A 6,047-nucleotide genomic window follows, 5' to 3' on the forward strand; every position below is an offset into this window, starting at 1 on the left:
CATCAGTCAACGGTAGCGTGAAACGGGTCATCCTATGAGCCGGGTTCTGTCTAAAACGCCGCCCGAAGGGGCGTTTCGAGGCAATCATCTATCTAGAACGTACGTTGCCGCACGTCTCAAGCAGCCTACCCGAATACGCACCCCACCTCCGTGAAGGAAGCTGACGGGGATCGGGCGCACTACCCTACCATGGCGTATTCTGTTTGACCTTGCTCCGAATGGGGTTTACCTAGCCGAGCGCGTCACCGCGCCCGCTGGTGGTCTCTTACACCACCCTTTCACCCTTACCGCGGCGAACCGCGGCGGTTTACTTTCTGTGGCACTGGCCTGCGGGTTACCCCGAGTGGATGTTATCCACCATCCTGTGCTGTGGAGCCCGGACTTTCCTCGAAGCACGTATGCCTCGCGATTGCCCAGACGGCCCGTTTCACCCAACCCATTATACGCACACCCTTGGAGGTGGCTATGTTCCGGGTTCGTTTTGCGGGTACACGGACGTACTGGGGCACGCCGGCGCCTCGCAACTACACAGCGCCTCGTAGCTACACTGCGTCTCGCGGGTACACTGGAGAGATGCTGATTCTTCTTCCCCCGTCCGAAGGTAAAACTCCCGCCCCCGCAGGCAACGCGCCCGTATGCTTTGCTGACCTCTCGTTCCCCGAACTGACCGCCGAGCGTGAGAGCGTCCTGGAGGAGCTGACCGTAGTCAGTTCGGGCCCCGATGCTCTCACGGAGCTCAAGGTGGGTGCTTCCCTCGCAGCAGAGGTGGAACGCAATACGCGCCTGCTGACCGAACCGGCACAGCCCGCGATCCGCACCTACACGGGTGTGCTCTTTGAGGCGCTAGATTATGCGAGCTTCTCCCCCGCCGAACGCGATGCCGCGCACTGGTCGTTGCTGATTTCTTCGGCGCTGTGGGGTATTCTGCGCCCCGAGGACGCAATTCCCGCCTACCGCCTGTCGATGGGCGTGAAGCTGGGTTCGGTGGGTGCGCTTGCATCCTTCTGGAAGGGTGCGTTGGGTACCGCCCTGGAGTCGACCGCGAGGGACCAGCTGATTCTGGATTGCCGCTCTGCAGCGTACGCGAAGTCGTGGGTGACTCCCCCGTCGCAGACTCTGGCGGTTCGTGTGGAGCGTGTGGCGGCTGATGGGTCGCGTAAGGTCGTTTCGCATATGGCGAAGCATTACCGTGGCTTGTTTGCGCGTTACCTGATTCAGTCGGGTTTGGCGGCTCGTCCTATTGATGGTTCTACGGCTGGTATTGCCGAATTTTTGGAGGCGGTCAGCGAGGACTGGTCGGTGGAGTGCACCCTACCGACGGCGCGTAAGGCAGGCGTTTTGACGTTGCTGGTACATGAGCAGTAGGTCGCCCAACTATTTGTTTTCGCCTATTTTTTGCATCATATTGAAAATTTTTTAACTATTTTTCTAGGGGCTTAAGTCTGTATTTCCCCCTGTAAAACCACATTTCCCCACATTAAGCAGGTAGGTTTTTGCGGGGCAGAAGGCGGGTAGTGTCTATCTATCCGCCTTCTTTTTGTGCACAGAAGTGCTTATAGTATTAAACGTCTCGCCATTGGTGGCGGGTACATCACTCACTAGCATTCACATTCTCAACTCAGCACACATGGAAACACGTCACGCCGCGTACGCATAGCAAACGACTAGAGGCTTAACCAATGGTTATTGGTTTGCTAGCGTAGAAGTAACCACTCAGAAACACATCGATGGGACAATGATATGTCTACTTTTTCCTCTCGTCGCGCCCTTTTTAAGGGTGCGGCAGCGCTAACAGTCGCTGGCGCTTTGGGTGCACACCATGCCGGCGAGCAGAGCGTCCAGGCTGCCACCTTGGACGTTAAGACCACCCCGCTGACGTTCAAGATTACCGAGGCATCGTTTGATATTAGCGGCTTCAACCTCAGCTATGAGATTACCGGCTTGCAGGCCGTGATTGATAGCGGCCTGTACACCCCGTACATTGAGGTCGGCTACTACACCAAGGAGAAGGGCTTCACCCAGTTCTATTTCTTCTCTCTTGAGCCGAAGAAGCGCATCGAGAATGATGTCTACATTAGGCATCACGTCATTGATTCTGAGATCACCGGTGGCCCGAATGGAAACTACGGGGTTCGCTTGTCTCTTCGTCCGCGCCGTCAGCAGTACACCATTCTGCGCACTCTTGAAGTTCGCCCCAAGATTGACACGGAGTTCGCGTGGGCACCTTTCATTGTGGACATTGATATGGATGGCGAGTACGCCCCCGATATCTACAGGTCATGTAAGGCAAAGGTTCTGCTGCTCGATAAGGAACGTTGCTTCTACCCTAAGCGTGCGGTGACCCGCGGCGACCTGATGGATGCAATCTACCGAGGCGCCTGCTCGCCGAAGGTGAAGCTTCCTGCGCGTTCTCCTTTCCCGGATTTGTCCCCGAAGGATGAGCGTTACCCGGCGTATATTTGGGCGTATCAGAACGGTCTGACTTCCGGCTGGTCTGACGGTAAGATGCACCCGGAGGCGGTGGCTAGCCGCGCTACGATGGCTGCGTTCTTCTACCGTTACTTTATGCTTACCCCCGGTCGTCGTTCTTATTGGTTCCGTCCCACTACCCCGCAGGATATGAAGCCGGGTGCCCCGTTCTACACCGAGTCGGTGTGGCTGCACTCGTCGGTGAATATCGATACGAGATATCACTATAAGAGCAAGGATTTCCGTCCGACCAAGACTGCTACCCGCGAGGAGCTGGCTCGTGTCCTGTCAATGCTCGACATGCTTGACACCATCCCCAGTAGCCCCTATATCGATGATTAGGATTCGGCAGGTGCCGTGAACCAGGCGGTTGACCCTACACGTTTTAGCTTGGGTTAGTCTCTGAGAACAGTAGCTGAAGATAGTGGCTATAGAAGGGGCGGTGAGAGTTTTTCTCTCGCCGCCCCTTTTTGTGTGCCCGTTTTCTGGTACTGGCGCTGCTGGGTGCCGTTTTTAGCGCTGGTGATGCTTCCATTTTTGTCTCTCCATTGTGTGGTCTTTTTGGGGTTTGGGCTTTGTATAAAACATGGGCGTAATTTTCGAATTTTTTGTCTTATAACTCTTATTGGAATGTTTTTCTCGTGTTTTCATTGATTGTCTAAGACGCGGGTTGGTAGGCTGAAATTGCACTTCAGCTTACCGCTGCTACGGGCCTTCTACGATGTGGATTCGGTGCGGGTTCGGTGCGGTGGACTGTCACTCATTTATCCTCTCAACTTCTTTTCTCATTCGCCCTCTTTCATGCAGAAAATTCAGATTGGATAATGATGTCCTCCTTCTTTAAGCCTGCTCTTGGCACGCGCCGAACAGTTGCGGGTGCTTCCCTGGTTTTGGGTTTGACTCCGCTGCTGGCTTTGACGCCGGTGGCGGCCCAGCCGGCTCCCGCCTCCCCCTCCCAGCAGGCAGGCAGGCAGCAGGCAGCACTTCAAGCAGCACCCGTGCAAAACGCACCCGTACAGGGTGATAAGCAGGATGCTTCCCTGCCGACCCTGCGCGTGTCCAGCGGCTCCCTCGACATTCTTCACGGCGGTACCGTGCACGTGGAGGGTACCGGGTTGAGCCCCGAGTTCTTGGCGCATCATGAGCTACGTAGCCTCACGATTGCTCCGAAGGGCTCTTCGACCTACGCTAACCCCTACCAGAAGGTCGATCACCGCGGCCTTGTCTTTGATGCCCCGGCTCCGGCTGCTGACGGCAGTTTCAGCGCTGACCTGACGGTTCCGGCGAATAGCCTGCCGGCAAATCTGGAGTACGAGGTCATTCTGACCTACCGCCCCGTAGACGATGCGCACCCCTATGCGTGGAACACTGAGGATCGCGTCCGTACGGCGCTGCCGGTGGAGTTCAACCTCCCGAAGGCGGCGCTCCCCTCCATCACCTATGATGTTTCGGCTATTTCTGAGGAGCAGATTGCTTCCGGTCAGCCGATTGAGGTGACGCTGACGGGTACCGGTTTTCAGGATGTCAGCTCCGTGAAGTTCACCCTATCCGAGCATGATGAGCAGGGAAAGGTCACGAACGATAATGTGGCTTCGCTTGGTGAGCTGAAGGCACCGGATACGGAAGAGAATCAGCGCATTTTCAAGGGCCTGATTCCTAACGGCTATTTCCAGAAGAAGGTCACTATCCCTGCGGGAGTCTTGAAGTCCGGTAAGGGATATTCCCTGGGTGTTTCCGGTGTAGAAACCCACGGGTGGAATAAGCTGACGCGTAAGTTCCCCTTCGTTCCGGTGGGCAATAACCCTGCGCGCATGGCGTATCAGGATAATTCGTTCAGGAATACCCTGCCGAAGGTATCTGTTGCTGCGCAGGATTTTGATCCCGGTCAGGACCGCGTCTATAAGGTGACTATTTCTAATATTTCACCCGAGGTTGACCTGGGGTACTACATTGACTCTGTGTCGATTTATAACGCTACCTCTGGTGAGCAGGGATATTTTGCGAGGAATGATGTAGCGGGTCAATACTATAAGCGTGACGAGCTGGTAACCCGCAATGCTGACGGCACTCTGACCGTGGAGGTTGAGTATAAGGCTCATGGTGATTCCTACAATAGGCCTTCTTCTCGCGGTTCGATGGCTGAAGTGCGTGTGGTGTTCTCGGACTCTCAGTATTCGTACGGTAGCCATAAGTTCACGGTGAGCGCGCAGCTTCCGATGGCGCCTCTTGCCGCTGATGCTGTTGATTCGGAGAACCCGGGGAATGTTGAGTTGAAGGTGACTTCGGGAACCCTCAATATTTCTCAGGGCGGTACGGTGTCGGTGACGACTTCCCCGTTGAGCCCCGAGTTCCGTAAGAAGTACACTTTCTACGAGCTGGCTCTGGTGCAGCGCGGGTCGGTGTACGTGTATGCGGAGCACAATAGTTATGAGCCTCTCGACGAGTACGGCGGAATGCTCAAGGATTTGGTGCATCAGGTGCGGGAGAACCCGGACGGTAGCCTCACCTACACGTTTAAGGTTCCCCCGCAGTACGTTGAGGCTGCCGACGGTGAGCTCTTCGATGTGGTGATGACGTACTACCCGTCGGATGAAACTGAGCCGGAACCTTCGAGTAGGTCGAACCGTTTGTATGCCCGCGCCCATATTGATGTGGTTCAGGAAGCGCAGCCGACCCGTGGAACCTACACCTTCAGTCAGTCCGCTATCGATAACCCGTGGAAGGATACGACGCTGCGGGTTGAGGGACGCCATATCCTCTCCCAGGCTAGTGAAATGGTTGGTAATGATTGGCCGGTCATCGCTATCTATGAGGCTGACCCTGCAACGGGAAAGATGGTGGGTGAGCCTGTGTTCACTCAGCGGGATGACTACACGTACTACGGGGTTAACACCAGGTGGTTCCGCAATAACTATTTCAGTGCGGAGCTGAAGATTCCTGCGGGTACGTTGAAGCCGGGCAAGCTCTACTTTATTGGTATGTATGGGAACGGGGTGCCTTACCCCGGCATGGAAGATTCTCCGGGTTCTATGCTGAATGATGTTGCGGAGTTCCTTCCGGTGCATTCTCCCGAGCAGGACTCTGCGGGGCCCACGCTGCACCTTGGGTCGGTGGGCCTGAGCCCTTATGCGCAGACGAACTTGTTTACGGCGCGCGCTACCGGGCTTTCTGATCCGAGTGAAGGATCGTACCGCCTCTCGGTGCAGCATGTTGATGAGCAGGGGCGTTTGACCGGTCAGACGGTGTTCCAGCAGGCAATCCCGGCTGACCTCATCAAGGACGGCAGGGCGGAGCTGAATCTGACGATCGCTCAGCCGCTGAGCTATTCGGGCACTTATCGTCTGGTCTTGGAGAAGGTCACCCCCGGTAAGGATGGTGCCGGCGAGTCGGTGGAGCAGCTTGCTGTCGAGGATATTCCTCTGAAGCTGACGCGTGAGGATGAGTTGCAGGCGGCTGAGCAGTGGTTTGCTGATCGTGATATTTTGCCTAATCCTTCGCCGATGTCCTGGCATAGCGGTATGACGCGCCACGATGTGACGGTGTCGCTGTACCGTCTGGCGGGTTCCCCGAAGGTTGAG

Annotated in this window: 3 protein-coding genes and 1 other RNA gene; 3 read left to right on the plus strand and 1 reads right to left on the minus strand. The window is 56.0% G+C overall.

Annotation, left to right across the window (positions count from 1 at the left end; genetic code table 11):
• Positions 1–19: 19 nt before the first annotated feature.
• Positions 20–425, minus strand: an RNA gene (gene rnpB, locus HMPREF2710_RS06820) — RNase P RNA component class A.
• A gap of 148 nt (positions 426–573) precedes the next feature.
• Between rnpB and HMPREF2710_RS06825 the strand changes: the two genes are divergently transcribed.
• The 3 genes from HMPREF2710_RS06825 to HMPREF2710_RS06835 form a co-directional block, all read left to right on the plus strand.
• Positions 574–1,365 (plus strand): YaaA family protein, encoded by a 792-nt coding sequence (locus HMPREF2710_RS06825; RefSeq protein WP_070600271.1) that lies wholly within the window; start codon positions 574–576, stop codon positions 1,363–1,365.
• Positions 1,366–1,740: 375 nt separating this feature from the next.
• Complete coding sequence (locus tag HMPREF2710_RS06830) at positions 1,741–2,811, plus strand: S-layer homology domain-containing protein (protein ID WP_070600274.1); 1,071 nt, start codon at positions 1,741–1,743, stop codon at positions 2,809–2,811.
• 485 nt (positions 2,812–3,296) lie between these two features.
• Positions 3,297–6,047 (plus strand): siroheme synthase (locus tag HMPREF2710_RS06835; protein ID WP_246824546.1); only part of this gene is annotated, 2,751 nt, incomplete at its 3' end.

The organism is Rothia sp. HMSC069D01 (assembly GCF_001810135.1).
Classification (GTDB): domain Bacteria; phylum Actinomycetota; class Actinomycetes; order Actinomycetales; family Micrococcaceae; genus Rothia.

Excerpts from the sequence above, each read along its gene's own strand:
- HMPREF2710_RS06825 (WP_070600271.1), top strand. The coding sequence starts at position 574 with ATGCTGATTCTTCTTCCCCCGTCCGAAGGTAAAACTCCCGCCCCCGCA.
- HMPREF2710_RS06830 (WP_070600274.1), top strand. The coding sequence starts at position 1,741 with ATGTCTACTTTTTCCTCTCGTCGCGCCCTTTTTAAGGGTGCGGCAGCG.